This is a genomic window from Curtobacterium sp. VKM Ac-2852, from assembly GCF_013205045.1.
Taxonomy (GTDB): Bacteria; Actinomycetota; Actinomycetes; order Actinomycetales; family Microbacteriaceae; genus Curtobacterium; species Curtobacterium flaccumfaciens.
Genome location: NZ_JABMLI010000001.1, coordinates 1,182,005 through 1,206,482 on the forward strand (window position 1 = coordinate 1,182,005; position 24,478 = coordinate 1,206,482).

25 protein-coding genes are annotated in these 24,478 nt (G+C 70.4%); 15 read left to right on the forward strand and 10 right to left on the reverse strand.

Going from position 1 to position 24,478, the window contains the following annotated elements:
- Nucleotides 1-111: 111 nt before the first annotated feature.
- Nucleotides 112-714: an FABP family protein gene (locus HQQ79_RS05805; RefSeq protein WP_027466617.1), complete on the forward strand. Its 603-nt coding sequence runs from the start codon at nucleotides 112-114 to the stop codon at nucleotides 712-714.
- Nucleotides 714-1,796 carry a folate-binding protein YgfZ gene (locus tag HQQ79_RS05810; protein WP_173032895.1) on the forward strand — a complete coding sequence of 361 codons (1,083 nt, stop codon included), beginning with the start codon at nucleotides 714-716 and terminating at the stop codon, nucleotides 1,794-1,796. Before HQQ79_RS05805 ends, HQQ79_RS05810 begins: the two co-directional genes overlap by 1 nt.
- A 14-nt stretch (nucleotides 1,797-1,810) precedes the next feature.
- On the opposite strand, the gene HQQ79_RS05815 is transcribed toward HQQ79_RS05810, so the two are convergent.
- Nucleotides 1,811-2,584: a class I SAM-dependent methyltransferase gene (locus HQQ79_RS05815; RefSeq protein WP_173032897.1), complete on the reverse strand. Its 774-nt coding sequence runs from the start codon at nucleotides 2,582-2,584 to the stop codon at nucleotides 1,811-1,813.
- A gap of 44 nt (nucleotides 2,585-2,628) precedes the next feature.
- Between HQQ79_RS05815 and HQQ79_RS05820 the strand changes: the two genes are divergently transcribed.
- Nucleotides 2,629-3,375 carry a phosphoglyceromutase gene (locus HQQ79_RS05820; RefSeq protein ID WP_173032899.1) on the forward strand — a complete coding sequence of 249 codons (747 nt, stop codon included), beginning with the start codon at nucleotides 2,629-2,631 and terminating at the stop codon, nucleotides 3,373-3,375.
- Nucleotides 3,376-3,468: 93 nt separating this feature from the next.
- Here HQQ79_RS05820 and HQQ79_RS05825 read toward each other — a convergent pair whose 3' ends face one another.
- The 3 genes from HQQ79_RS05825 to phoU form a co-directional block, all read right to left on the reverse strand.
- Nucleotides 3,469-3,876: a hypothetical protein gene (locus HQQ79_RS05825; RefSeq protein ID WP_152376904.1), complete on the reverse strand. Its 408-nt coding sequence runs from the start codon at nucleotides 3,874-3,876 to the stop codon at nucleotides 3,469-3,471.
- Complete coding sequence (locus HQQ79_RS05830; protein WP_173032901.1) at nucleotides 3,873-4,016, reverse strand: hypothetical protein; 144 nt, start codon at nucleotides 4,014-4,016, stop codon at nucleotides 3,873-3,875. The genes HQQ79_RS05825 and HQQ79_RS05830 overlap by 4 nt, the downstream gene beginning before the upstream one ends.
- 88 nt (nucleotides 4,017-4,104) lie before the next feature.
- On the reverse strand, nucleotides 4,105-4,773 hold the full coding sequence (gene phoU, locus HQQ79_RS05835) for a phosphate signaling complex protein PhoU (RefSeq protein WP_027466613.1): 669 nt from the start codon (nucleotides 4,771-4,773) through the stop codon (nucleotides 4,105-4,107).
- Between the two features lie 146 nt (nucleotides 4,774-4,919).
- Here phoU and HQQ79_RS05840 point away from each other — a divergent pair, with 146 nt between their 5' ends.
- Nucleotides 4,920-6,086: a cell wall metabolism sensor histidine kinase WalK gene (locus HQQ79_RS05840; protein WP_027466612.1), complete on the forward strand. Its 1,167-nt coding sequence runs from the start codon at nucleotides 4,920-4,922 to the stop codon at nucleotides 6,084-6,086.
- A complete protein-coding gene (locus tag HQQ79_RS05845) occupies nucleotides 6,083-6,763 on the forward strand; it encodes a response regulator transcription factor (protein WP_027466611.1) in 681 nt (226 codons plus the stop codon). Before HQQ79_RS05840 ends, HQQ79_RS05845 begins: the two co-directional genes overlap by 4 nt.
- A 96-nt stretch (nucleotides 6,764-6,859) precedes the next feature.
- Here the strand turns inward: HQQ79_RS05845 and HQQ79_RS05850 are convergent, their stop codons facing one another.
- On the reverse strand, nucleotides 6,860-7,516 hold the full coding sequence (locus tag HQQ79_RS05850) for a hypothetical protein (RefSeq protein ID WP_173032903.1): 657 nt from the start codon (nucleotides 7,514-7,516) through the stop codon (nucleotides 6,860-6,862).
- Between the two features lie 141 nt (nucleotides 7,517-7,657).
- On the opposite strand from HQQ79_RS05850, the gene HQQ79_RS05855 reads away from it, so the two are divergent.
- The 4 genes from HQQ79_RS05855 (at nucleotide 7,658) to rlmB (ending at nucleotide 11,879) form a co-directional block, all read left to right on the forward strand.
- The gene (locus tag HQQ79_RS05855; protein WP_017888066.1) at nucleotides 7,658-8,140 is read left to right on the forward strand and encodes a CarD family transcriptional regulator; all 483 of its coding nucleotides are present in this window, start codon (nucleotides 7,658-7,660) and stop codon (nucleotides 8,138-8,140) included.
- A 61-nt stretch (nucleotides 8,141-8,201) separates the two neighbouring features.
- Nucleotides 8,202-9,398: a 2-C-methyl-D-erythritol 4-phosphate cytidylyltransferase gene (ispD, locus tag HQQ79_RS05860; RefSeq protein ID WP_173032905.1), complete on the forward strand. Its 1,197-nt coding sequence runs from the start codon at nucleotides 8,202-8,204 to the stop codon at nucleotides 9,396-9,398.
- Between the two features lie 32 nt (nucleotides 9,399-9,430).
- The gene (cysS, locus tag HQQ79_RS05865) at nucleotides 9,431-10,840 is read left to right on the forward strand and encodes a cysteine--tRNA ligase (protein ID WP_173032907.1); all 1,410 of its coding nucleotides are present in this window, start codon (nucleotides 9,431-9,433) and stop codon (nucleotides 10,838-10,840) included.
- 28 nt (nucleotides 10,841-10,868) lie between these two features.
- Complete coding sequence (gene rlmB, locus HQQ79_RS05870) at nucleotides 10,869-11,879, forward strand: 23S rRNA (guanosine(2251)-2'-O)-methyltransferase RlmB (protein ID WP_173032909.1); 1,011 nt, start codon at nucleotides 10,869-10,871, stop codon at nucleotides 11,877-11,879.
- Nucleotides 11,880-12,320: 441 nt separating this feature from the next.
- Here rlmB and HQQ79_RS05875 read toward each other — a convergent pair whose 3' ends face one another.
- Complete coding sequence (locus tag HQQ79_RS05875; protein ID WP_173032911.1) at nucleotides 12,321-13,634, reverse strand: DUF4032 domain-containing protein; 1,314 nt, start codon at nucleotides 13,632-13,634, stop codon at nucleotides 12,321-12,323.
- A gap of 84 nt (nucleotides 13,635-13,718) precedes the next feature.
- On the reverse strand, nucleotides 13,719-14,819 hold the full coding sequence (locus tag HQQ79_RS05880) for an ABC transporter ATP-binding protein (protein ID WP_071244017.1): 1,101 nt from the start codon (nucleotides 14,817-14,819) through the stop codon (nucleotides 13,719-13,721).
- Nucleotides 14,820-15,062: 243 nt separating this feature from the next.
- Here HQQ79_RS05880 and HQQ79_RS05885 point away from each other — a divergent pair, with 243 nt between their 5' ends.
- A complete protein-coding gene (locus HQQ79_RS05885; protein ID WP_138801962.1) occupies nucleotides 15,063-15,995 on the forward strand; it encodes a thioredoxin domain-containing protein in 933 nt (310 codons plus the stop codon).
- 102 nt (nucleotides 15,996-16,097) lie between these two features.
- Here HQQ79_RS05885 and HQQ79_RS05890 read toward each other — a convergent pair whose 3' ends face one another.
- Nucleotides 16,098-16,991 (reverse strand): neutral zinc metallopeptidase, encoded by an 894-nt coding sequence (locus HQQ79_RS05890; RefSeq protein WP_173032913.1) that lies wholly within the window; start codon nucleotides 16,989-16,991, stop codon nucleotides 16,098-16,100.
- Between the two features lie 114 nt (nucleotides 16,992-17,105).
- Here HQQ79_RS05890 and HQQ79_RS05895 point away from each other — a divergent pair, with 114 nt between their 5' ends.
- Nucleotides 17,106-18,248, forward strand: coding sequence for a glycerol dehydrogenase (locus tag HQQ79_RS05895; RefSeq protein WP_071244021.1), 1,143 nt, complete (start codon nucleotides 17,106-17,108; stop codon nucleotides 18,246-18,248).
- Between the two features lie 11 nt (nucleotides 18,249-18,259).
- On the opposite strand, the gene HQQ79_RS05900 is transcribed toward HQQ79_RS05895, so the two are convergent.
- Nucleotides 18,260-19,027 carry an NAD(P)H-hydrate epimerase gene (locus tag HQQ79_RS05900; protein ID WP_173032915.1) on the reverse strand — a complete coding sequence of 256 codons (768 nt, stop codon included), beginning with the start codon at nucleotides 19,025-19,027 and terminating at the stop codon, nucleotides 18,260-18,262.
- Nucleotides 19,028-19,061: 34 nt separating this feature from the next.
- Between HQQ79_RS05900 and HQQ79_RS05905 the strand changes: the two genes are divergently transcribed.
- The 4 genes from HQQ79_RS05905 to HQQ79_RS05920 all read left to right on the forward strand — a co-directional run bounded on the left by HQQ79_RS05905 (nucleotide 19,062) and on the right by HQQ79_RS05920 (nucleotide 22,958).
- Nucleotides 19,062-19,847 (forward strand): alpha/beta fold hydrolase, encoded by a 786-nt coding sequence (locus HQQ79_RS05905; RefSeq protein ID WP_071244025.1) that lies wholly within the window; start codon nucleotides 19,062-19,064, stop codon nucleotides 19,845-19,847.
- 53 nt (nucleotides 19,848-19,900) lie between these two features.
- On the forward strand, nucleotides 19,901-20,932 hold the full coding sequence (locus HQQ79_RS05910; protein WP_173032917.1) for an aldo/keto reductase: 1,032 nt from the start codon (nucleotides 19,901-19,903) through the stop codon (nucleotides 20,930-20,932).
- 814 nt (nucleotides 20,933-21,746) lie between these two features.
- Nucleotides 21,747-21,944: a hypothetical protein gene (locus tag HQQ79_RS05915; RefSeq protein ID WP_173032919.1), complete on the forward strand. Its 198-nt coding sequence runs from the start codon at nucleotides 21,747-21,749 to the stop codon at nucleotides 21,942-21,944.
- 210 nt (nucleotides 21,945-22,154) lie between these two features.
- Entirely contained in the window at nucleotides 22,155-22,958 is an 804-nt protein-coding gene (locus HQQ79_RS05920) for a hypothetical protein (protein WP_173032921.1), read from the forward strand.
- Between the two features lie 281 nt (nucleotides 22,959-23,239).
- Here the strand turns inward: HQQ79_RS05920 and HQQ79_RS05925 are convergent, their stop codons facing one another.
- Entirely contained in the window at nucleotides 23,240-24,475 is a 1,236-nt protein-coding gene (locus HQQ79_RS05925) for a GDSL-type esterase/lipase family protein (RefSeq protein WP_173032923.1), read from the reverse strand.
- Nucleotides 24,476-24,478 lie beyond the last annotated feature (3 nt).

A 24,478-nucleotide genomic window follows, 5' to 3' on the forward strand; every position in this document is an offset into this window, starting at 1 on the left:
GGATTCGCTGCTTGCGCTCGAGCTCTTCTACGTCGGCCTCCTCGGCCTGGCGTCGCTCGCGATCGCGTTCATCTCGGTGGTCGTCGTCGTGAAGCTGTTCAAGGGCCAGCGTTGATCGAGCTGCCCGAGGGCCTCGCCCCCGAACTGGTCCCGCTGTCGTGGCTGGTCGGCGTGTGGGAGGGCACCGGTGTGGTCGAGTACCCGGTCGGTGACGACGACGAGGTCCGGAACTACGAGTTCGGCCAGCGCGTCAGCTTCAGCCACGACGGCCTGCCGTACCTGAACTACTCGTCGACCACCTGGCTGCTCGACGACGACCACACCCCGCTCGCCGCCGAGATGGGCTACTGGCGGATCGACCGTCCCACCGAGCCCGGCGACCGCGGCCCCGCGATGCTCCTGGGCGACGGGCCCACGCCCTTCAGCACGGTCGAGAGCGTCGAGGCGCTCCGCAACACCACGGACGGCTTCGACGTCGAGGCCGCGATCATCCACCCGACGGGCGTCAACGAGCTCTACGTCGGCCGTGTGCTGAAGGGCCGGATCGACCTGTCGACCGACGCCGTGCTGCGCTCGCCGAACGCGAAGGACTACTCCGCCGCGACCCGCCTGTACGGACTGGTCGAGGGCAAGCTCTTCTGGGCGTGGGACATCGCCGCGCTCGGTCGCGAACTCACCTCGCACGCCTCGGGGCAGCTCGCGAAGGTCGACTGATGTCGGTGTTCGCCGCGCGTGACGGCTTCGTCGCCGCCGACTCCGTGGCCGCACACTTCGGCAACCCGATCGGGGAGCAGCGCCTGCTGACCCGGGGGCGTGCCGTCGTCGAGCTCGGACTCGGTGTCGTCACCGTCACCGGACCGGACCGGCTGTCGTGGCTCAACTCGATCACCTCGCAGCAGCTCACCGGGTTGCCGACCGGCGTCAGCACCGAGACGCTCGTGCTCGACCAGGCCGGACGCGTCGAGCACGCGGCCCGCGTCGTCGACGACGGTGCGACGGCCTGGCTGCTCACCGAGCGCGCTGACGCTGCGCCGCTCGCCGGGTGGCTCGACTCGATGCGCTTCATGCTCCGGGTCGAGGTCGCCGACCGCTCCGCCGACTTCGTCACCCTCGGCTGGTTCGGGGCGGACGCCCCGTTCGCGTCCGTCGAACTGCCGGAACCGCCCGTCACCGAGTGGGTCGACCCGTGGGGCGCCGTCACGCCGGGCGGGTGGGGCTACGCCGATCAGGAGGCCCACCCCGGCTCCGACTGGACCCTCCGCATCGCCGTGGTCACCCCCGGCACCGCGACCGCGATCGCCGCGTCGGACGTGCCCGTCGCGGGGCTGCTCGCGTACGAGGCGCTGCGGATCGCCGCGTGGCGCCCGACCCTGTCCGACGTCGACGAGCGGACGATCCCGCACGAGCTCGACTGGCTGCGCTCCGCCGTGCACCTGTCGAAGGGCTGCTACCGCGGGCAGGAGACCGTCGCCAAGGTCCACAACCTCGGGCACCCGCCGCGACGAGCCGTGCTGCTGCACCTCGACGGGTCCGACGGCGTGCTGCCGGCGCCCGGCACGCCGGTGCTGCTCGACGACAAGCCCGTCGGCCGGCTGTCGGCGTCGGCGATCCACCACGAGCTCGGTCCGATCGGACTCGCCGTGGTGAAGCGCTCGCTCGACCCCACCGCGACCCTGCGGCTCGAGGCCGACGACGTCGTGGTGACCGCGGCGCAGGAGACCATCGTCCCGCCCGAGGCCGGTGCCACGGCGAACGTCCCGCGCCTGCCCCGCCTCGGAGCCGTCAAGCGCTCCTAGCCTGCGCGCTGGCGTCAGGCGGGCTCGACGGCCGACCACGGGACGCTGAGCTCACCGAGCCGCCAGCGCGTCACACCGTGCAGCACCGGCCAGCCGCGGTCACGCATCCCGCGCACGGTGGCGATCCACCGCTGCCGGGGCCCGTACGTGCCGAGCGGTGCGGCGACCGCCCACGACAGGTCGAGGTCCCGCAGGAAGGCGTGCACCCGTTCGCCGGGCACGTTGCGGTGGATCAGCGCCTTCGGCAGGCGCTCGGCGACGATCGAAGGCACGTCGAGCCCGGCGAGCCGGAGCGACACCGTGAACGTCTGCGGCGCGACGTCGTCGAGCGTCACCCACGAGGCCACCCGGCCGACCTCGTTGCAGGTCCCCTCGACGAGCGCACCGCCGGGCTGCAGCCGGTCCTGCATGATCCGCCACGACCCGACCACCGCGGACTCGTCGTACTGCCGCAGCACGTTGAAGGCCCGGATGACGGCGGGCCGGCGCTGCCCGGGCGTCGGCGTCTCGAAGCCCCCCAGGCGGAACGTCACGCCGTCGCGGGTCCCGGCGTTTGCGAGCGCTACCCGCGAGGGCTCGATCTCGATGCCCGTCACCTCGATGTCGGGTCGGACGGCGGCCAGCCGGTCGCGCAGTTCGAGGGTGGTGGTCGGCGATGCCCCGTAGCCGACGTCGGCGACGAGCGGGTCGTCCGTCCGGCGCAGCACCGGGAGGGTCGCGATCCACCGGTCGACGCGGCGGAGCCGGTTGTACCCGGTCGTCCCGCGCGTCACGTTCCCGATGGGCATGCGTCAAGGGTACGGGGCCGGTACCGCTCGGTAGACTCGGAGGCATGACCTCCACGCTCGTCCTGCTCCGTCACGGCAACAGTGACTGGAACCAGAAGAACCTGTTCACCGGTTGGGTCGACGTCCGGCTCAGCGAGCTGGGCGAGAAGGAGGCGAAGCGCGCCGGCGACCTCATCGCCGAGTCCGGCATCGTCCCCGACGTCCTGTACACCTCGCTCCTGACCCGTGCGATCCAGACGGCGGACATCGCGCTGCTGCAGGCCGACCTGGCCTGGCTGCCGGTGAAGCGCGACTGGCGCCTCAACGAGCGCCACTACGGCGACCTGCAGGGCAAGGACAAGGCCCAGACGCTGGCCGAGTACGGCGAGCAGCAGTTCATGGAGTGGCGCCGCTCGTTCGACGTCCCGCCGCCCCCCATCGCCGACGACGCCGAGTGGTCGCAGTTCGGTGACCGCCGCTACGCCGAGCTCGGCGACAAGCTGCCACGCACCGAGTCGCTCAAGCTCGTGATCGACCGTCTGCTGCCGTACTGGGAGTCCGACATCACGAAGGACCTCGCCGCCGGCAAGACCGTGCTGGTGACGGCCCACGGCAACTCGCTGCGTGCGCTCGTGAAGCACCTCGACGGCATCTCCGACGACGACATCGCCGGCCTGAACATCCCGACGGGCATCCCGCTGGTGTACGAGCTCGACGACGACTTCACGCCGACGAAGCCCGCGTACTACCTGGACCCCGAGGCCGCCGCAGCCGGCGCCGCCGCCGTGGCCGCCCAGGGTGCCAAGAAGTAGCACCCACGCGAACGACGAAGGCCGCAGTCCCGACGGGGCTGCGGCCTTCGCTGTGTCCGGGCAGACGACACCCGACCACGCGGAGTGTGACGGTCAGACGAAGTGCGACGCGATCTCCTGCACCAGGGCCCCGACGTCGTAGGGCTTCGTCGTGTCGACCCGGATCACCGGGACGCCGGGCAGCCCGACGGGCCGGGCGTCGTCGCCGTGCTCGTCCCAGAAGGCCAGCACGTCGGCCAGGTCCCCGTGCACCTCGTGCCGCACCGGCACGGTGCCCGGTTCGTACCGGTCGCGCAGCCGCTGCTCGGCGGTGGCGCGGTCCGTGTCGCACCACACCTCGACGGCGCGAGGCGACCCGGCGGACGCGAGTCCGGCCTCCAGGAGGTCCCGGTCACGCGACGGCAGCCAGACGGCGTCGAGGACGACCCCGTTCTCGACGGCCCGCGCCATGGACCACATCGTGTCCATCGCGATGCCGCCGAGCGGCCGCGAGGCGATCATCGGGCCGACGACGTCGGCGAGGGGCTCCTTGATGCGGTCCTTCGACAGGAGGGGCAGCCGAGCACCTCGGCGAGTGCCGTGCCGATGCTGCTCTTGCCGGAACCGGGCATGCCGTTGACGATGATCGCGACCTGGGCCATGCCACGATCCTCGCAGACCGATCGGGCCGGGTCAGACCGATCGAGCCGGGTCAGACCGATCGAGCCGGGTCAGACCGATCGGGCCGGGTCAGACCGCCGCGGTCGAGGTGGAGGCGCCGGTCCAGTCGCCGGTCGCCAGGTACTCGACCTTCTTGGCGATCGAGACCGCGTGGTCGGCGAAGCGCTCGTGGTAGCGGGAGGCCAGGGTGGCGTCGACGGTGTCGATCGGACCGCCCTTCCAGGCCTCGCCGAGCACGAAGTCGAAGACGCTGGCGTGCAGCTCGTCGACGGCGTCGTCCTCGTCGCGGATCTCGGCCGACAGCGCGATGTCCTCGGTGGCGAGCAGCCGCGTGAGCTTCTGCGCCATCGCGACGTCGTGCCGGCCCATCTCCTTGAACGTGCTGCGGAGGCCCTTCGGCACGACCTTCTCGGGGAAGCGCTGGCGGGCGAGCTGCGCGATGTGCTCGGCCATGTCGCCCATGCGCTCGAGCGAGGAGCTGACGCGCAGGGCGGTGACGACGACGCGCAGGTCGCGGGCCACCGGTGCCTGGCGGGCGAGGATGTCGATCGCGATCTCGTCGAGGCTGTTCGCAGCGAGGTCGATCTTCTCGTCGTCGGCGATCACCTCTTCGGCGAGGGCGACGTCGGAGTCGCTGAAGGCCTGGGTGGCTCGGGTGATGGCGGACTCGACGAGCCCGGCGATCTCGGTCAGTCGCTCCTGGACGTCCTGGAGTTCCTGCTGGAAGACTTCGCGCATGGGGGAGTACCTCTCTCTGCGTACCGGACGAGTGTCGTCAGCCCAGGTGAACGAACGGTGACGCGGGGCTGAACGCTTCGCGTTCTGGCCTTCCGCAGACGGTGAACGGTACCGGAACCCCGCATGACCATCCCTACACTGGCGGCATGGACAACGCGTGGCTCGTGCCACTGTCGATGCTCCTCGGCGGGGTCTTCGGCGCGGGCGTCGTGGTGCTGATCATCACCGCCGAGCGGACGGCTCGTGCTGCCGACGTGGCGGAGCGGACCCTGCCGGACGGCGTCGCAGCGGTCATCGCGACGATGCACAACCCGGCGGTCGTCATCGACCCGTCGAACACCGTCGTCGCGGCATCCCCCCAGGCCCTCACGGCGGGGCTCGTCGTGCGCCGACGCCTGGTGCACCACGAACTGCTCGAGCTCATCGACCGGGTGCGCAAGAGCGGGGAGATGGGGTCGGAGGACCTCGAGCTGCCGCGCGGCCGCCACGGGGAGCTCATCGGCTACCTCAGCTTCCGTGCCGCCCAGCTCGGCAACCGGTACGTCCTGCTCACGGCGGACGACCTGACCGAGAGCCGGCGCATCGACGAGGTCCGCCGCGACTTCGTCGCCAACATCTCGCACGAGCTGAAGACGCCGATCGGCGCGATCGGCCTGCTGTCCGAGACCCTCGTCCTCGCCGCCGACGACCCCGCGCACGTGAAGAAGTTCGCCGCGCAGCTGATCACCGAGTCCGAGCGGCTCGGGGCGCTGACGAAGGACATCATCGAGTTGTCCCGGTTGCAGTCCGTCGACGCGCTCGAGAACAGCGAGGAGACCGGCATCGACAAGATCGTGCAGGCCGCGATCGACGCGAACGAGGTCGTCGCCCGCGCCCGCTCGATCGAGATCATCCGCGCCAAGAAGTCGAAGCTGCGGGTGATGGGCGACCGCGGGCTGCTGCAGGTCGCGGTGTCGAACCTCATCGCCAACGCGGTGAAGTACTCGCCGGACAACACCCGCGTCGGTGTGGGCGTCCGGTCGTCGAAGGGCTTCGTCGAGATCGCGATCACCGACCAGGGCGTCGGCATCCCCGAGGCCGACCTCGACCGCGTCTTCGAACGGTTCTACCGTGTCGATCCCGCACGGTCGCGTGCCACCGGGGGCACCGGCCTCGGGCTCGCGATCGTCAAGCACGTCGTCAGCAACCACGGTGGTGACGTGCGCGTCTGGTCGCAGCCCGGCAAGGGTTCGACCTTCACCATCCGTCTGCCCGAGGCAGATCCCGAACTGACCACAGCACTCGAAGAGCAACTGGAAGAGCAGCCATCGTGACCAAGATCCTCATCGTCGACGACGAGCCGGCCCTGAGCGAGCCCCTGGAGTTCCTGCTGCAGCGTGAGGGGTACGAGACCTCCGTCGCTGCGGACGGCGTGACCGCGCTGTCGAAGTTCGACGCGGAGAACCCCGACCTGGTGCTCCTCGACCTCATGCTGCCGGGCCTGAGCGGCACGGAGGTGTGCCGGCAGATCCGGACCCGGTCGAACGCGCCGATCATCATGCTGACCGCGAAGGACTCGGAGGTGGACATCGTCGTCGGGCTCGAGCTCGGCGCCGACGACTACGTGACGAAGCCGTACTCGACCCGGGAGCTCCTGGCCCGGATCCGTGCCGTGCTCCGTCGCCGGACCGAGGACGACCCGGCGGACAGCGGGATCCTGCAGGTCGGCGGCATCCGGATGGACGTCGAGCGGCACACGGTGTCGGTCGACGGGTCCGAGACCCCGATGCCGCTCAAGGAGTTCGAGCTCCTCGAACTGCTGCTCCGGAACGCCGGCCGTGTGCTGACCCGCGGGCAGCTCATCGACCGGGTGTGGGGTTCCGACTACTTCGGCGACACCAAGACCCTCGACGTGCACATCAAGCGCATCCGCTCGAAGATCGAGCGGGTTCCGTCGACCCCCGAGATCCTGGTGACGGTCCGCGGCCTCGGCTACCGCATCGAGGCCTGAGGCGGACGGACAGGAGGCCCGGTGCGAGTCCTCGGGACTCGCACCGGGCCTCCTGTGCGAACGATCCGGGCGCGGTCTCAGCCGCGCCCGTCGGCGTCAGTTGGTGCCGTTGTCGCCCTCGGACGAATCCGTCTGCGAGTCGGTCGGCTGCGTGCCGGGGACGGCCTCGCCGGTCGACTGCGCGCCGCTCTCGGACGGCGACGTCGAGGTGGGCGTCGGGGTCGGGCTCGGCGCGAGGGTCTGGTACTCCTCCTGCGAGCTCGTCAGCACCGGCACGTTCGCCGAGACACCCTCGGCGTCGGGGTAGCTGAAGTAGACCTTGACGAGCGAACCCGGCTTCGCGTCCGCCTTGTCGAACACGATCGGCTCGGCGTCACCGGCGGTGGTGCCCTGCGTGGTGTCGCCCTCTTGCACGCTCGACTCGTCGTCGCTGCCCGCACCCGCGGCCATGGCGAGGTCGACGTGGGTGTTCGCCGGCACGTCGACGGTCTGGGTGGCGCCGCCGATCTCGATCGAGACGGTGTAGTCGTCCTGGTCGTCGTTGTTCACGAGCGTGCCGATGAAGCGGGCGCTCTCACCGTCGTCCGAGATCAGGAGGGCGTTCCGCACGTCGACCTTGCCGGTCGAGACGTCCACGCCGTCGGTGATCTGCTTGATGTCGACGGTGTGGGCCGGCGACATGAACTCGCACCCGGTGGCGCCGAGCGCGATGGTTGCCGCAACGGCGACGGACACGAGTACCCGAGGTCGCAAGAGATTCCTCCGTAAGTCACGATGAGGACCGGGCGGTCCCCGCGCCCATCCTAGCGATCACCGGGAGGGGTGAGCGTTGAGGGTCCCCTTACCGGAACGGCCCCTGTGGTAAACTGGATGTCTGGGAACGGAGCCTGATACATGCAATTCGAGGTCGGCGAGACCGTCGTCTACCCCCATCACGGGGCGGCAACCATCTCTGAAGTCAAGACTCGCGTCATCAAGGGCGAGGAAAAGGTCTACCTGAAACTGCGGGTGACGCAGGGTGACCTGACGATCGAGGTCCCGGCGGACAACGTCGACCTGGTCGGCGTCCGCGACGTGATCGGCAAGGAAGGGCTCGACAAGGTGTTCGAGGTCCTCCGGGCGCCGTTCACGGAAGAGCCCACCAACTGGTCACGCCGCTACAAGGCGAACCTCGAGAAGCTCGCTTCCGGTGACGTCATCAAGGTGTCCGAGGTCGTCCGCGACCTCTGGCGGCGCGATCAGGACCGCGGGCTCTCCGCGGGTGAGAAGCGGATGCTGGCCAAGGCCCGGCAGATCCTGATCTCCGAGCTCGCGCTGGCCGAGAAGACCGACGAGGACAAGGCATCGACCGTCCTCGACGAGGTCCTGGCTTCCTGAGCCTGACGACAGCGCACTGAACACGACAGCACGAACGACGACCGCACGGTTCCCCGAAGGGGTGGACCGGGCGGTCGTCGTCGTTGCGGCCGGCTCCGGCACCCGGCTCGGCATCGGGACCGCGAAGGCGTTCGTGCCCGTGGCCGGTTCGCTCATGCTCGCGCGGGCGCTCGAACCCCTGTTCGCCTTGCCGTCACCGACGCTCGTCGTCGTCGTCGCACCGGCGTCGCACCTGGACGAGTGCCGGCAGGTGGTCGGTTCGGTCGCGGGTGCTGCGGTCGCGTACACGGCCGTCGTCGCCGGAGGCGCGGATCGCCACGGTTCGGTCGAGGCCGGCCTGGCCGTCCTACCGGACTCCGTCTCCACGGTGCTCGTGCACGACGCGGCGCGATGCCTCACGCCCGCGGCACAGTTCTCGCGGGTGTTCGACGCCGTCGCCGCCGGTGACGGTGCGGGCGTCGTGCCGGCGCTCCCCGTCACGGACACGGTGAAGCGGGTCGACGGTGACGTCGTCGTCGAGACCGTCGACCGTGCGGCGCTCGTCGGGGTGCAGACGCCGCAGGGCTTCCCGCTCGCGGCACTGCGGCGGGCCTACACGGTGTCGTCGCAGTCCGAGACGGACGACGCCGGGGTGTTCCAGGCCGTCGGCGGCACCGTCCGGTTCGTGCCGGGTGACGCCGACGCCTTCAAGATCACGACGCCGTGGGACCTCGGCCGGGCCGAGTCGATCGTGCGGGCGCGGACCGAGGCGAATGGTGGTGCCGGTGCGGGGACGGCCGACGCCGTCGTCGCGGTCCGGCTCGGGCTCGGGGTCGACGTGCACGCCTTCGACGACGCCTCGCCCTGCCGCGTCGGCCTGCTCGACTTCCCCGGCGAACCCGGCCTCTCCGGGCACAGCGACGGCGACGCGGTGGCGCACGCGGTGTGCGACGCCCTGCTCTCCGCCGGGGGCCTCGGCGACATCGGCGGACGCTTCGGCACCGCTGACCCGCGGTACGCCGGTGCCACGGGCGACGTCTTCGTCCGGGGTGCGGTCGCGCTGCTCGCCGACGCCGGACTCGAGCCGGTGTCCGTCACCGTGCAGGTCATCGGCAACCGGCCGCGCATCGGACGTCGCCGCGACGAGATGCAGGACGCCCTGTCCGCGGTCGTCGGTGCGCCCGTCGCCGTGTCCGGCACGACGACCGACGGCCTCGGCTTCACCGGCCGTGGCGAGGGGCTCGCGGCGATCGCCACGGCACTCGTGCGTCCCTCCTGAAACCGCGGCCCCGCGCCGATTAGGGTTGAGGCGTGACCGTTCGCCTCTACGACTCCCGCGCCGCAGCCGTCGTCGACCTCGTGCCCCTGGTCGACGGACACGTGAGCGTCTACGTCTGTGGTCCGACGGTGCAGTCGTCGCCGCACATCGGGCACCTGCGGTCCGCGCTCGTGTACGACATCTGGCGTCGGTGGCTCACCCACCGCGGGTACCGGGTGACCCTGGTGCGCAACGTCACCGACATCGACGACAAGGTCCTCGACCTGGCTGCCGGCACGGACGAGGAGTGGTTCGCCCGCGCCTACCGGGTCGAGCTCGAGTTCACGGCCGCGTACAACGCCCTCGGCATCCTGCCCCCGACGTACGAGCCGCGGGCCACGGCGAGCGTGCCGCAGATGCACGAGATCATCCAGCGCCTGATCGACCGCGGGCACGCCTACGCCGCCGACGACGGCTCCGGTGACGTCTACTTCGACACCGGCAGCTGGTCCGACTACGGGGTGCTCACCCGGCAGCGGCGCGAGGACATGGTCGAGGCCGCCGACGCCGATCCGCGTGGCAAGCGCGACGCTCGTGACTTCGCGCTCTGGAAGGGTGCGAAGCCCGGCGAGCCGTCGACGGCCAACTGGGACTCCCCGTGGGGCGCCGGCCGCCCGGGCTGGCACATCGAGTGCTCGGCGATGTCCCGTCGGTACCTCGGCCCGGCGTTCGACATCCACGGCGGCGGGCTCGACCTGCGCTTCCCGCACCACGAGAACGAGCTGGCGCAGTCCACGGCCGCCGGGGACCCGTTCGCGTCGTACTGGCTGCACAACGGCCTGGTGACGGTCGAGGGTCAGAAGATGTCGAAGTCGCTCGGCAACTCGATCTTCGCTGCGGACTTCCTCGGGTCCGCTCGTCCCGCCGTCGTGCGCTACTTCCTCGGTGCAGCCCACTACCGCTCGTCGATCGACCACCACGAGGGGTCCCTGGCCGAGGCCGAGGCGGCGTACGACCGCATCGCCGGGTTCCTCGAGCGCGCCGAGACCCGGCTCGAGGGCGTCCACCTCGCCGACGCCCCGGCCGTGCCCGAGGCCTTCGCCGCGGCCATGGACGACGACCTGTCCGTGCCCCAGGCCCTGGCCGTGCTGCACGAGACCGTGCGCACCGGCAACGCCGCCCTGGACGCCGACGATGCGGAAACGCTCGGGACCGCGTACCATCAGGTGGCTGCGATGGTGGAGGTGCTCGGCATCGACCCGCGAGCCGCCCACTGGTCGGGCGGCGGCCACGACACCTCGGCAGGCCCGCTCGCCGCCCTCGTCGAACGCCTCGTGCAGGAGCGCGCGGACGCCAGGGCAGCACGGGACTTCACCGCGGCCGACCGCGTGCGCGACGACCTCGCCGCCGCGGGCATCACGATCGAGGACACGCCGTCCGGAACACGCTGGAGCATCGCCTGAATACGGCAGTGCCGAACAGGAGCTACGCATGAAGAACGTCTCGGGAAGCAAGAAGGGTCGGCCCGGCGCCGTCCGCACCGGTCGCAAGGGCAACAAGCAGGTCGGTTCCGGCGGACAGGGCGCCCAGGCGCTCGAGGGTCGCAAGCCGACCCCGAAGGCCGAGGACCGCCCGTACCACCCCGCCGGCAAGCGCAAGGCCGCGAAGGACCGCTTCGAGGCGGCCAAGGGTCGGCACGGTTCCTCGAGCACCCCGCAGGGTCGCACGGGCCGTCCGCCGGCACGCAAGACCGACGACTCCGAGCTGGTGACCGGGCGCAACTCCGTGCTCGAGGCCCTGCGGACGAAGACCCCGTCGTCGACGCTCTACATCGCGTCGCGCATCGAGGTCGACGACCGCGTGAAGGAGATCCTCGCGCTCGCCAACCACCGTGGCGTGCCGATCATCGAGCTCATGCGTCCCGAGCTCGACCGCATCACCGGACACGACAGCGTGCACCAGGGCGTCGCCCTCAAGGTGCCGGCGTACCAGTACGCCGTGTCCGAGGACATCGTCGAGCAGGCGTTCTCGCGCGACCAGGTCCCGCTGCTCGTCGCGCTCGACGGCATCACGGACCCCCGCAACCTCGGCGCGATCATCCGCTCGACCGCGGCCTTCGGCGGACACGGCGTCATCGTGCCGCAGCGTCGTTCGGTCGGCGTGACGGCGTCGGCGTGGAAGACCTCGGCCGGTGCCGCGGCACGCACGCCCGTCGCGATGGCCCCGAACCTCACGCAGACCCTGAAGTCGCTGAAGTCGATGGGCCTGTTCGTCCTCGGCCTGGACGGCGACGGTGACGTGGAGCTCGACGGCCTCGAGCTCGCCGACCGCCCGCTCGTGATCGTCGTCGGCTCCGAGGGCAAGGGCCTGTCGCGCCTGGTCACCGAGACCTGTGACGCGATCGTGTCGATCCCGATCTCGAGCGCCACCGAGTCCCTGAACGCCGGCATCGCCGCGAGCGTCACCCTGTGGGAGGTCGCGCGGCGCCGTCGCACCGCGTAGCCACAGCACTTCGTGTGCAGGAATGGTCGCCTCCCCGAGCGGGAGGCGGCCATTCCTGCTCACGGTGCTGCCTGGGGCGGGCTCGAAGGGTCAGGACACGTGTCGGCTGGTGCCTGCCGTGCGGTCACGCGTCGTCGCTGCCCGACGCCGCAGGTGACGGTCCGTGACCGGTCGACGTTCGCCCGGCGGGGTGTCGTGACCGCTCGACGTCCAACGTCACCACCGGCGGGGCTGGGCGTGACGGTCTGGAGGGCCGGCGCCGGTCCCCGGGACCCGGGACGGGCCTCCAGGCGGTCGCGTTGCCGACCCCCCGAACGGTCAGGACACGTCGGCTGGTGCCCGCCGTGTGGTCACGAATCGTCGCTGCGCGACGCCGCAGGCGACGGTCCGTGACCGCTCGACGTCCGCCCGGCGGGGTGCCGTGACCGAGCGGGGACCGCGTCAGACCGTGGCGCGCCAGTCGTCGACGTCGTCGGACTCGGCGGACTCGTCGGCGTCGTCGTCCAGCACCGGGATCGGCACGGTGATCGACGAGGTCGGCGGGTTGATGAGCAGGCGCTCGTCGCGACGGTGTCGGAGCACGTCGTTGATGTAGGCGGTCGTGGCCTCGGGCAGGGAGACGGAACGCTCCTCTTGCTGGGACATGAACCAGCGGTGCTCGAGCAGCTCGTGGAACACCTCGGCGGGTTCGAGCCGGCCGCGCAGGTCACGGGGGATCGAGCGGACGACGGGCTCGAAGACCCGTGATACCCACTCGTGCGCCACCATCTCCTCGTCGAGTTCGTCACGGCCGTTGCGGGCACGGTACGAGTCGAGGTCGTTGAGCAGGCGCCGGGCCTGGTTCTCGCCGGCGTCGAGCCCGGTGAGCCGCAGCAGTCGGCGCTGGTGGTGCCCGGCGTCGACGACCTTCGGCTGGATCCGGACCTGCGAGCCGCCCTCGGTCGTGTGGATCGAGAGCTCCTCGATGTCGAAGCCGAGCTCGTTCAGGCGCTCGACGCGGTCGTTGATGCGCCAGCGTTCCTTGATGTCGAACTGCTCGGTGCCGGTGAGCTCGGTCCAGAGCGTCCGGTACTGGGCGACGATGCGGTTCGAGACGTCGACGGGGTCGGCGTTCTCGTCGAGTCGTCCGCCGGCCTCGAGGTCGAGCAGCTCGCCGGCGATGTTCACGCGGGCGACCTCGAGGTCGTTCTCGCGCTGACCGTTCGACAGCCCGCCGGGGTAGAGCTTGCCGGTCTCGGCGTCGACCAGGTACGCGGCGAAGGCTCCGGCGTCGCGACGGAACAGCGTGTTCGACAGGGACACGTCGCCCCAGTAGAAGCCGATGACGTGCAGGCGGACGAGCAGCAGCGCGAGGGCGTCGACCAGACGGGTGGCGGTCTCGGGGCGCAGCGTCTGTGAGTAGAGCGCGCGGTACGGCAGGGAGAACCGCAGGTGGCGGGTCACGAGCACGGGGTGCAGTGGTTCACCGTCGGCGTCGACGCGGTTCGTGATGACCGCGACCGGGTCCACGCACGGCACGTCCATGCGCTGCAGGGTCCGGAGCATCTCGTACTCGGACCGGGCGACCTCTTCGCCGGTCTCCTTCACCGCGGCGACGTACCCGCTCAGGTGCACGAACCGCACGAGGTGCCGCGAGATGCCCTTCGGCAGCGCGACGATCGTGTCGTCGGGCCAGTCGGCGAGCGGCAGGTCCCACGGCAGGTCGAGCAGGCCGGGGTCGACGGTGGCGGCGGTGATGGACATCGAGTCGGGCACGGTGGTTCCTCTGGTGTCGGGGACAGCCGAGAGCCCGCGTCCGCCCTTGTGAGGCGGGCGCGGGCTCTCGGGGGAGTGCGCTGGTTACGCGCTGACGACGGCCTTGTCGTCGAGGCGGTCGCCCGACTCGGTGTCGAAGGCGTGGACGTGGCCCTGCTTCGGCGTGATGACGATCGTGTCACCGATCGACGGGTGCGCACGACCGTCGACACGGGCGACGATGTCGGCGCGCTGGCCGTTCACGTCCGCGTGACCGTAGAGGTAGCCGTCGGCGCCGAGCTCCTCGACGACGTCGACCGTGACGGGCAGGCCCTCGCCGGACTGCGACACGATGACGTCCTCGGGGCGGATGCCGACCGTGATCTGTGCGGCACGGGCGTTCGACAGGGTGTCGCGGTCGATCGCGTGGTTGAGCGTGCCGAACTTGATGCCGCCCTCGATGACGTCGGCGGGCAGCAGGTTCATGGCCGGCGAACCGATGAAGCCGGCGACGAACACGTTGTTCGGCTTCTCGTACAGGTCGCGCGGGGTGCCGACCTGCTGCAGGATGCCGTCCTTGAGCACCGCGATGCGGTCACCCATGGTGAGGGCCTCGGTCTGGTCGTGCGTGACGTAGACCGTGGTGACGCCGAGACGACGCTGCAGCGACGCGATCTGCGTGCGGGTCTGGACGCGGAGCTTGGCGTCGAGGTTCGACAGCGGCTCGTCCATGAGGAACACCTGCGGCTGACGGACGATCGCACGGCCCATCGCGACGCGCTGACGCTGACCACCGGAGAGCGCCTTCGGCTTGCGGCCGAGGTAGTCCTCGAGGTCGAGGAGCTTGGCGGCTTCCTGCACGCGGGTGGCGCGCTCTTCCTTGCCGACGCCGGCGATCTTGAGCGCGAAGCCCATGTTCTCGGCGACGGTCATGTGCGGGTACAGCGCGTAGTTCTGGAACACCATCGCGATGTCGCGGTCCTTCGGCGGGACGTCCGTGACGTCGCGGTCGCCGATGCGGATCTGACCGGAGTTGACCTCTTCGAGGCCGGCCAGCATGCGGAGCGAGGTGGACTTGCCGCAGCCCGAGGGGCCGACGAGGACGAGGAACTCGCCGTCGGCGACGTCCAGGTCGAGGGAGTCGACCGCGGGACGGTTGCCTCCGGGGTAGAGACGGGTTGCCTTGTCATAGGTGACGGACGCCATGAGCGTTCGGTCCTTCCTTCACCGGCAGGTACGTGCCGGACGATCCGAGTGAAGCGGTGTGCCCGTACGGGCCCCGGACAGTCGCCGTCGACTGTCGAGGTTCATACAACACGAGTTCACCCGGGTGCGCCAGTGTTTTCCCCCTTGGTCGGCGGCTTCCCAGAGCGCCCCACTACAATCGCCGGGTCCGTCCGCCGAGCAGGGGAACGCCGAGCGGACACCGATCAGGAGGACGACGCACCGATGAACAACCGCCCCGAGGGTGCCGCCCGCGCCGCGCGGAACGAGCGCCGTGAAGCCGCCCGCCAGCGAGCCCAGCGTGCCCGGACCCAGCAGAAGCGACGCCAGCGTGGTGTCCGGCTCGGCCTGCAGATCGGGCTCGGGGTCGTGCTCCTCGCCGCCGCGACGATCGTCACGCTCGTGCTGGTCGACTCCGTGAAGCCCGCCGGCCCCGGCCCGTCGACCATGTCGCAGGGCGGCATCACCATCGGGCAGGGGCTGAAGCCCGTCGCGGCGTCCGCGTCCGGATCGGCCTCCGCGTCGCCGAGCAGCGCCGCGACCGAGGGGGCCGGCACCGTCCGGATCACCCTGTACGTCGACTACCTCTGCCCGGGCTGCGGCCAGTTCGAGCGGGCGAACGGCGACTACATCAAGGACCTCGTCGACTCCGGTGCGGCCACGGTCGACATCCACCCCGTCGCGATCCTGTCGAACCGCTCGCAGGGCACGAAGTACTCCCTCCGCGCCGCGAACGCCGCCGCCTGCGTGGCCGAGCACTCCCCGAACCAGTTCTACGCGGTGAACCAGGCGCTCTTCGCGAAGCAGCCGGACGAGGGCACCGCGGGCCTGACGGACGCCGAGCTCACCGACGTCGTCACGGGCGTGCAGGGGCTGCAGGAACGCAGCGCCGTCCGGAGCTGCATCGCCGACCAGGACTACGCCAAGTGGGTGGACGAGCAGACGACGGCGGTGTCCGGGGGCACGATCCCCGGCTCGACGCTCAAGGAGTTCCCCGGCACCCCGCTCGTGCTCGTGAACGGGCAGCGCTACGAGCTGACCTCCCCGGTCACGAACGACGACTTCCGCACCTTCGTGGTGACGGCCGCCGGGGCGACCGACGCGACCCCGACGCCCACGCCCAGCGCGACCCCGTCTGCCACGCCGACCAAGCGCTGACCGCCGGACGAGCGCTGACGTCTGCACGGGCGCTGACGCGCTGACCACGGACGGGAGGCCCGGTGCCAGCTGGCACCGGGCCTCCAGTCCGTGTCGGTGCGGCTACAGGGCCGAACCCGGGATGCTCAGGGTGTCGCAGCTCGTCGCGCCCTGCTGGTAGCCCCGCAGGAACCAGCGCTGTCGCTGCTCGCTCGACCCGTGCGTGAACGAGTCCGGGTCGACGCGGCCGGTCGCGCGCTCCTGGATGCTGTCGTCGCCCACTGCGCTCGCCGCCGACAGGGCGTCGGTGATCTGGGAGCGGGTGATCGGTTCGAAGAACGTCTCGCCGTTCGCGTCCTTCGTCGTGGCGGCGTCGCCGACCCAGGCCCCGGCGTAGCAGTCCGCCTGCAGCTCGACGCGGACGCTGCCCGACGACGCACCCGTGCCGGAGCGGTCGGTGTTCGCGAACGACCCCTGCAGCTGCTGCACGTGGTGGCCCCACTCGTGTGCGACGACGTACATCTGCGCGAGCGGACCGCCGGACGAGCCGTACTGCGACTGCAGGTCGTCGTAGAACGCGGTGTCCAGGAAGACCGCACGGTCCGGCGGGCAGTAGAACGGGCCGGTCGCGGCCGAAGCCTGCCCGCACGAGGTGTCGGTGGAGTCCTGGAACAGGAAGAACTCCGGTGACGTGTACGAGATGCCGAGCGACCGCGCCTCGGACGTCCAGTAGGCGTCGAGCGACTCGGCCGCGCCCTCCATCCGGCACTCGACGCGCAGGTTGGCGTCGCGCCCGGTCCGGCACTCGGGGGCGGCGTCGGCGGACTCGCCCTCCTGCTGGATCGTCGTCAGGCCGTTGCCGCCGCCGACGATCCCGCTCAGGTCGAAGCCGGTGAACTGCGCGATCAGGAACACCACGATGGCGCCGACACCCACGGCGCCGCCGCCGATCGCCGTGGTGCGACCCCGCCGCTTGACCTTGCCGCCCCGGAGTTGCGAGTCGTCGTTGAACGTCATGATCCCGAACCTACCGATCAGCACCTCCCGATCAGTGGCCCCGCGTACCGTCGGCGGCGTCGGCCACCCCGACACCTGTCGTACACCTGTCGTACAACCGGAAGGAACCGCACAATGGCCACTCCCATCAGCACCGTGATGAGCCCCGCCCGCTACGTCCAGGGCAAGGACGCGATCACCCGCGTCGGCGAGTTCATCGCCCCGATCGGCAAGCGGCCCCTGATCGTCGCCGACGACGTGGTCTGGGGCATCGTCGAGACCGCCGTCACCGAGAGCTTCCGATCCGCCGACCTGGCCGTGGAGCGTGTCGGGTTCGGCCGCTTCGCCACCCCCGAGGCCGTCGACGAGCTCGTCGAGCAGATCCGCGCGAAGGACGCCGACGTCATCGTGGGGCTCGGCGGTGGCTCCGCGATCGACGCCGCGAAGGCCGCTGGGCACCTCGCCGGCATCCGGTGGGCCAGCGTGCCGACCGCTGCGTCCACCGACGCCCCGACCTCGGCGCTCGCCGTCATCTACACCGCCGAGGGCGAGTTCATCGAGTACCGCTTCTTCCCGCACAACCCGGACCTGGTGCTCATCGACACCAGGCTCGTCGCCAACGCGCCGGTGCAGTTCCTGGTCGCGGGCATCGGCGACGCGCTGGCGACGTGGGTCGAGGCCCGTGCCGCGAAGCGCGCCAACGCCGACACCATGGCCGGCGGCCTGCAGACCCAGACCGGCGTCGCGCTCGCCGAGCTGTCGTGGAAGCTCCTGCACGAGAACGCCCTGCAGGCCATCGAGGCCGTCAAGGCCAAGGTCGTCACCCCGGCGCTCGAGAAGGTCGTCGAGGCGAACACGCTGCTGTCCGGCCTGGGCTTCGAGTCCGGCGGGCTCGCCGCCGCCCACGCGATCCACAACGGACTGACCGCGGCTCCGCAGGCGCACGGCCTGGCGCACGGGCAGAAGGTGAACATCGGGACGATCGCCCAGCTGGTGCTCGAGGGTGCCCCGGCCGAGGAGATCGAGGACTTCGTCGTCTTCACCACGAAGGTCGGCCTGCCGAACACCCTGACCGAGATCGGCCTGACGGTGGACGACCGTGACGTGCTGCGCGCCGTGGCCGAGGCGGCGACGGTGGAGGGCGAGACCATCCACAACATGCCGTTCCCGGTGACGCCGGAGCTCGTGGTCGACGCCCTGGTCGCCATCGAGGGCATCGCACGCAGCATCCGCGCCGAGCACGGTCTGCCGGAGCCCGTGCTGTACGAACACCACTGACGGTCGAGGGGTCAGGTGCGGATCAGCGGCTCCGTCGTCGCCAGGTCCGCACCGATCCCGACGTCGACGAGTTCGATCCGCCCGGCGAGGGTGGCAGCGGGTCCGGTCAGCAGGCCCGCCTTCACACCGCCGAAGGTGACGGTGACGTCGGCGTGCAGGACGTGGTCGTCCGCGACCCCGCCGGTGTCCACGTCGATGCCGCTCGGCACGTCCACCGCGACGACGAACGGCGCACGCTGGTCGCGGGCGAGCTCACGGATGGCGTCCACGACCTCGCGTGCGGGGGACCGCAGCGCGTTCGCGCCGTGCACCCCGATGCCGAGGATGCCGTCGAGCACCAGGTCGGCCTCGAGCGCCGCCTCGGTCGCGACGTCCGCCAGGCGCTCGCCGTCGCTCCGGCCGGCGGCCCGCAGGATGTCGGCCGCTCCGCCCGCGTTCGGTCCCGAGGCGCCGGACGGGCCGTCGAGCAGACGGGCGCCGGCGTCCAGCGCCGCTGCCAAGCCGGCCTCGTGGACACGGGAGCCGACGCGCAGGACCGCCACGTGCCTCCCGGCCGCTGCCAGGCGAGCGCCCGCGAACAGGGCGTCACCGCCGTTGTCGCCGCTGCCGGCGAGCACGAGGACGGATCCAGGCCCGTCGACCGGCCGCACGGCCGGGTCGTCCAGCAGGTCGCCGACGATGTGCGCGAGCCCGTCGGCGGCGCGCTGCATCAGGGGTTCCCCCGCGTCGAGGTGGGGGCGTTCCGCCGCCCGGATCTGATCGCCGCCGTAGCCGTCCATGGCCACCACACTGCCCCGATACGCTTGAGAGGACATGTCACTCGTCCCCGAAGCGCCCCGCCCCCGGTTCGTGATGTCGCCCGACGGGCTGCGACTCGCGACCTACGACTTCGGCGACCCCGACGCCCCGGCTGTCATCGCGGTGCACGGCTTCGCGTCCGGTGCGGTGCTCAACTGGCACGCCTCGGGCTGGACGCGGCACCTGGTCCGTGCCGGGTACCGGGTCCTGGCGCTCGACCAGCGCGGGCACGGCGCGAGCGCGAAGCCGCACGACCCGGGTGCCTACTCGATGGACCTGCTCGTCGCCGACGTCACCACGGTCATCGACACGTACCTGCTCGACGACGTCGCGTTCCTCGGCTACTCGCTCGGCGCACGGGTCGGCTGGCACACCGCCGAGCGGCTGCCGGGCCGGATCTCGCGCGCGGTGTTCGGCGGGATCCCGGACGCCGACCCGATGCGTCGGGTCCGCGTCGACCAGGCGAAGGCGTACATCGCCGACGGCACCCCGATCGAGGACCGCGTCACCAACGGCTACCTCACGATGGCGGGCAACGTCGAGGGCAACGACCTCGGCGCGCTCGTGGCCATGGTCGAGGGGATGCGGAACAGCATCGAGCCGACCCCGGAGAACGCCCCGGCGCAGCCGCTCCTGATCGCCGCGGGCAGCGAGGACGGCATCCGCGACAGCGCGGTCCGGCTCGCCGAGGCCGCGCCGGACGCCACCTTCTTCGAGATCCCGGGGCGCAACCACTTCAACGCCCCGACCTCGCGGCCGTTCCGCGAAGCGGCGCTGCGCTTCCTGTCCGCCCCGCGCTGAGGGGTACTCGTGGGTCCCCTCGGTCGGACGGCACCGGGCGTACCGTCCCCGCCATGGACTACAGACTCCTCGGCAACAGCGGGACATCGGTGTCGACGCTGACCCTCGGCACCATGACGTTCGGCAGCGAAGCCGACGAACCCACCTCACACGCCATCCTCGACGCCTTCGTGGCCGCCGGTGGCACGCTCGTCGACACGGCGGACGTCTACTCCGGCAACGAGTCCGAGCGGATCATCGGCCGCTGGCTCGCAGCACACCCCACCGAGGCCGCGCAGGTCGTCCTCGCCACCAAGGGCCGGTTCCCGCAGGGCGACGGCCCGAACGACCTCGGCCTGTCCCGACGACACCTGCGCGTGGCCCTCGACGCCTCGCTCGAGCGGCTCGGCGTCGACCACATCGACCTGTACCAGATGCACGCGTGGGACGCCCTGACCCCCATCGACGAGACCCTGCGGTTCCTCGACGACGCCGTGTCCGCCGGCAAGATCGGCTCCTACGGGTTCTCGAACTACCTCGGCTACCAGGTCACCAAGGCCGTCTACGAGGCGAAGTCGCACGGCTGGGCACCGCCCGTCACCCTGCAGCCGCAGTACAACCTGCTCGTCCGCGACATCGAGCACGAGGTCGTGCCCGCCTGCCTCGACGCCGGCATCGGTCTGCTGCCCTGGTCGCCGCTGGCCGGCGGCTGGCTCTCCGGCAAGTACCAGCGCGACGAGGCCCCGACCGGCGCCACCCGCCTGGGCGAGAACCCGCGGCGCGGCATGGAGGCGTGGGAAGCCCGCAACGGCGACGAGCGCACGTGGGAGGTGCTCGACGCCGTCTCCGAGGTGGCCGACGCCCACGACGCGTCGAAGTCGCAGGTCGCACTCGCCTGGCTGCTGGCCCGGCCCGCGGTCACGAGCGTGATCCTGGGCGTCCGCACCCTGTCGCAGCTCGAGGACAACCTCGGTGCCGCGGACCTGGTGCTCACGGACGGCGAGCTCGACCGGCTGACCGACGCCAGCGCTCCCCGCATCGACGACTACCCCTACGGCACGGCCGGCGTCGCGCAGCGGGAGCGGAAGATCACCGGCGGGCGCTGAGCCGGCTGGTGCCGAGCTGGCGGACGCTGAGCGGACAGGACCGCTGCGCGTTCGTGCACATCGTGCGGATTTCCGCGGATGTGGGGTCCGGGTGTGGACGTGCGGGTCGGTGAGGTGTCATCCTCGTCGCACGACCGGCTGGTTACCGCGTCCAGCGCCCGGAACGCCCCCTGATCCGCGTTCCGTGTGCCGATGCCCCGGGCGAGACTTCGCCCGGGGCATCGCTTCGTCTGGGGCCGGCAGCGGGACTTGAACCCGCAACCCCCGTATTACCTGACGGAGCATTCCAGCTTCTTCCCCTAGATGGCGGCTTGTGTGCTCAACGGGGCTTCTCCCGCTCGTAGGGTTCCGGCAACTTCCACCCTGTGGCAGCCAATCTGCGGGGTAAGTGCGGGTACGTCACTCCGTCGGGTGCGGTGGTTTCGGCGACGGCCACTGACCTCGGTACCCCGCCGCTTGCGCTCGTCCGACCCGCTTCCGACCTCGTGACTGAGGTGACTGCTTCCACGGGTCGCGCGGCTCCGACAGGTACGCCCGCACTTCTGATGGCCAGAAGCGGTGCGCCCTGCCGACTCGGAACGATGGGAACAGCAGGTCGTTGCCGAGCTCGCGGGCCTTCCACTCGGAGATGTTGAGCCACTTCGCGAGCTCCGGTACGTCGAGGGCGTGGCTGTCGTCCGGTGCGTCCTTCACGCGTGCAACGTACTTGCGCGGCTGCCAGCGCGCGGGACGTTCAAGAGTCCGCGCATGTCTTCGACGCACCTCCTCAGATCTGTCGATTGCCTGTCAACGTTGAGGGGGCGACGATCGACGTGTGGAAGACCAGCGGCAACTCGCGTACTCGATCGATCACTTCGCTGCAGTCTGCGACCTGTCCGACTGGACGGTCCGCCAGGCGATCCGGCGAGGTGAGCTGGTGCCGAAGTACCCGGGGAAGAAGAAGGCGCTCATCCTGCGCGAGGAGGGAGAGCGCTGGCTGCAGTCGCTCCCGGATGAGCCACGGCGGCTGTAGTCCTCCCTGTCAGAGGTCCCCCGCTACCGTCACCGGGTGGCGAGGCGACGTCGGGACAGGTGGCCCCGGTCGCCGGTCGACGGGCGTTCCAGGCGTCGACACCCCCTGAGGGGGGTGAGCGCTCAAACTGAGAGACTGAGTAGCATCAACGCCGTGGGCAGCCAGGGGGACACGACGAGGCCTCCAGAGCGCGTCTGGAGCATCCGGCAGATGAAGCGCATGAGCAGCAGGCTGCGCCATGGCCAACCGGCGGACCCAGCGGACCCGTCATACGAAGATGTGATGGTCTACTACAACGACCTGGCCACCTGGGTGCAGGCTGAAATCAAGGCCATTGACTGGTCACCGCTCCTCGGCGATATAGCACCCAGCGTGGTGTCGAGACCGAAGACGATCGATACCCTCCTGCAGAAGCTCGAGCGGACCCCCGGCATGCACATCGGAACGGTTCAGGACATCGCCGGGATCCGCTTCGAGGCCGAGATGACCCTCGACCAACAGGACGCCGTCGCTGAGGCGATCGCGCAGCACTTTGACCATGGTCTCGAAGCCCTCCGCGATCTTCGGAAAGAGCCGCACAGCGGCTACAGAGCTGTGCACATCTGGCTGCGCTTCGAAGGCGCTGGTCGTGCCGAGGTGCAGATCCGCACCCACTTGCAGGGCCAGTGGGCGAACCTCTTCGAGCGAGCCGCGGATGTGTACGGTCGTGAGATTCGTTATGACCAGATGCCGGATGATCCTCGGAGGCGGGAGATCATCGAACGCCTGATCGACATGTCCATCACCGGGGTCTACAACATCGAGGACACTCGGAATTGGATCGCTCAGCAAGACCTTCTCGTGGATGACGCCAAGCGAGGAGTCGTGCCGAGCCAGACCATGCCTGTGGACCTGCGCGCCCGGTTCGAAGGTGTGAGGATCAACCTGTCGAAGACCGAGAGGTCTTACATGAAGTCAATGCAGACTTTGACGCAGACGTTCGATAGTCTCCAGCAAGGACGGAAGGACACGTGATGCCAGGCTTCGTCATCGAGTACAACAGGCGTGTGGGAACGCGACGTGTGGAGTCTTTCACCGGACCGAACGGAGCGCGAGCAGCTCTGCTACGTCGTCTCGAACTTGAGCGGGCGCGTATCGACCAGGACGTAGAGATCGTGTCCCTGAACGGCGTCTCGCTCGAGCAGGTCCAGGAGACGCATTCCCGCTACTTCCAGGGGTCGGAGCTTTCCGAAGCTAGCTGACCGTCAAGACCCCCTCGAGCTCCCGAAGGAGCCCGAGGGGGTCTTGTCGTTCCGCTACACGACGCCGAGCGCCGTGAGGTCGTAGAGCGCGACCTGCGCGATCTTCATCGTGCCGGCCATGCCGGAGTTGATCTGGAACATGACCTGCTGCGCTGTCGCGCCGTCCGGGCAGACGTACTCGGTGAAGAACACCCCGTCCGGGATCACCACGGGGATGTTGTTCATCGGCATCATGTCGACTGCGCCGGACGCGGTCGTGATTCGGTTCCGGACGAGGAACCCGCTGGTGCCACTGGTGAGGGTTGTCTGCACGCGGCCGACCAGCATGTAGCGGTGTCCCGGCACCGGGGCGGTCGGGACGTTCTGGTAGATCGTCCCCGACGCGGAGCCGTCGGCGGTCAGGTTCATCCAGTTGCCGACCGCGGGTGTGGCGGCCGCGGACACACTCTGCGGCGAGCCCGTCCACGGCGACCCCACACCAGGAAACAGCCCGTTGCCCAGCAGGTTGTTCGACTGCGCGTTCGTCGTCGGGAGGGAGGGCGAGAAGGGCGGCAGCAGCGGGCCCGCCGTGGCGGCGAACGCCTGAGCCATCGCGCCGAATCCCGCGCTCGACGGGTGGGTGCCGTCGCCGAGGTACGCGGGCAGGAAGCTCCCGGTAGCCGGATCCACGAGCGGCGTGTGGTAGTCGACCAGCGCGACGCCCTGCGCGAGCGCGTACCGGCGGATCGCCATGTTCCACTGCGTCACCTTCGCGGGGCTCGCTGCAGACGGCGGCAGGAGGCCGAGAATCGGCACCGCACCGATGCGGCGGATCTTCGCGACGAGCTTCGCGATGTTGTCGATCGAGGTGGCGAGCGGAACGCTGTTACCGATGTCGTTGGTGCCCGCGAGGAGGTGCACGACGTTGGGCGCGTAGGGCGTGACGTCGCTGTCGAACCGGGCGAGCATCTGCGCGGTGGTGTTCCCGCCGATGCCGGCGTTGTTGACGTACAGGGCCCGCTGGCCGGTCATGATCGACGCGAGGTTTCCGAGGCTGACTCGCTGCGAGTGGGAGGCTGACGAGGTCGCGGTGTTCGCCGGTGTCGCAGCGTCCTGCCACTGGGTCAGGGAGTCACCGAGCCAGACCATTCGGTTGCCCGGACGTGCGGCGGCGACTGGACCGAATCTGGCGGCGACCTCCGCGCCTTCGGGTGTCGCGACGTCGCCGAGGTTCGCGGTGATTCGAGCCCTGACCTCGTCAGGGAGCTGCAGGGTGTCCGAGTCGACGGACGGGAGGAGATTCGTGCCCATGAT

What these genes read in the sequence shown, in the direction of transcription:
- HQQ79_RS05810 (WP_173032895.1), top strand. Translation starts at nt 714, where the DNA reads ATGTCGGTGTTCGCCGCGCGTGACGGCTTCGTCGCCGCCGACTCCGTG.
- HQQ79_RS05815 (WP_173032897.1), bottom strand. Translation starts at nt 2,584, where the DNA reads ATGCCCATCGGGAACGTGACGCGCGGGACGACCGGGTACAACCGGCTC.
- HQQ79_RS05820 (WP_173032899.1), top strand. Translation starts at nt 2,629, where the DNA reads ATGACCTCCACGCTCGTCCTGCTCCGTCACGGCAACAGTGACTGGAAC.
- HQQ79_RS05825 (WP_152376904.1), bottom strand. Translation starts at nt 3,876, where the DNA reads ATGATCGCCTCGCGGCCGCTCGGCGGCATCGCGATGGACACGATGTGG.
- HQQ79_RS05830 (WP_173032901.1), bottom strand. Translation starts at nt 4,016, where the DNA reads ATGGCCCAGGTCGCGATCATCGTCAACGGCATGCCCGGTTCCGGCAAG.
- phoU (WP_027466613.1), bottom strand. Translation starts at nt 4,773, where the DNA reads ATGCGCGAAGTCTTCCAGCAGGAACTCCAGGACGTCCAGGAGCGACTG.
- HQQ79_RS05840 (WP_027466612.1), top strand. Translation starts at nt 4,920, where the DNA reads ATGGACAACGCGTGGCTCGTGCCACTGTCGATGCTCCTCGGCGGGGTC.
- HQQ79_RS05855 (WP_017888066.1), top strand. Translation starts at nt 7,658, where the DNA reads ATGCAATTCGAGGTCGGCGAGACCGTCGTCTACCCCCATCACGGGGCG.
- rlmB (WP_173032909.1), top strand. Translation starts at nt 10,869, where the DNA reads ATGAAGAACGTCTCGGGAAGCAAGAAGGGTCGGCCCGGCGCCGTCCGC.
- HQQ79_RS05880 (WP_071244017.1), bottom strand. Translation starts at nt 14,819, where the DNA reads ATGGCGTCCGTCACCTATGACAAGGCAACCCGTCTCTACCCCGGAGGC.
- HQQ79_RS05885 (WP_138801962.1), top strand. Translation starts at nt 15,063, where the DNA reads ATGAACAACCGCCCCGAGGGTGCCGCCCGCGCCGCGCGGAACGAGCGC.
- HQQ79_RS05890 (WP_173032913.1), bottom strand. Translation starts at nt 16,991, where the DNA reads ATGACGTTCAACGACGACTCGCAACTCCGGGGCGGCAAGGTCAAGCGG.
- HQQ79_RS05895 (WP_071244021.1), top strand. Translation starts at nt 17,106, where the DNA reads ATGGCCACTCCCATCAGCACCGTGATGAGCCCCGCCCGCTACGTCCAG.
- HQQ79_RS05900 (WP_173032915.1), bottom strand. Translation starts at nt 19,027, where the DNA reads ATGGACGGCTACGGCGGCGATCAGATCCGGGCGGCGGAACGCCCCCAC.
- HQQ79_RS05905 (WP_071244025.1), top strand. Translation starts at nt 19,062, where the DNA reads ATGTCACTCGTCCCCGAAGCGCCCCGCCCCCGGTTCGTGATGTCGCCC.
- HQQ79_RS05910 (WP_173032917.1), top strand. Translation starts at nt 19,901, where the DNA reads ATGGACTACAGACTCCTCGGCAACAGCGGGACATCGGTGTCGACGCTG.
- HQQ79_RS05920 (WP_173032921.1), top strand. Translation starts at nt 22,155, where the DNA reads ATGAAGCGCATGAGCAGCAGGCTGCGCCATGGCCAACCGGCGGACCCA.
- HQQ79_RS05925 (WP_173032923.1), bottom strand. Translation starts at nt 24,475, where the DNA reads ATGGGCACGAATCTCCTCCCGTCCGTCGACTCGGACACCCTGCAGCTC.